1 pseudogene is annotated in these 531 nt (G+C 36.0%); it reads right to left on the bottom strand.

What is annotated here, in order from left to right:
- Positions 1–6 precede the first annotated feature (6 nt).
- Positions 7–498 (bottom strand): annotated as a pseudogene (locus HT669_RS02910) (IS30 family transposase); the annotation flags it as partial.
- Positions 499–531: the final 33 nt, after the last annotated feature.

Genomic DNA, 531 nt, shown 5'->3' with positions numbered 1-531 from the left:
ACTTTGTCAACACCTTTTTCTAATTTTTTTAAACTTTTTACAATTTGCTAACTTCTCGCCAAATTTCAAGTTCAAGTTAGCCATGAAGAAGTCTTCTCTGGGTGATTTGTAGTTCAAGCATTTTTTAGGATAGTTATTAATCCAATTTTCGATGAATGCGACTTCTTTGGGAGTCGTTTTCTTAGTTCCCTTAGGTAACCATCTCCGAATGAGCCTGTTGTGATTCTCATTAGTTCCCCTTTCCCAAGAGGCATAGGGGTGCGCATAATAGATATGTTCCTCAGAAAATACATCAGACAAGCGGTTAAATTCTGTACCATTATCTGCCGTGATGGACAGAATCTTGTCTTGTTTTAAGATGAGTTTTAAAGCCTGATTGACCGCCTCAGCACTTTTATTTGGAATCAATCGGATAATTTGATGCCTAGTCCTTCAATCAGTTAAGACCAGTAAACAATAATTTTTCACTCTTGTAAGCAGAACCGTATCAATCTCATACTGGACTAAAATCAAAAAAACATCTTATAATAG

It is taken from the genome of Streptococcus sp. 2100 (assembly GCF_013276335.1).
GTDB classification, from domain to species: Bacteria; Bacillota; Bacilli; order Lactobacillales; family Streptococcaceae; genus Streptococcus; species Streptococcus pseudopneumoniae.
This window is presented reverse-complemented; position numbering and strand designations above follow the sequence as displayed.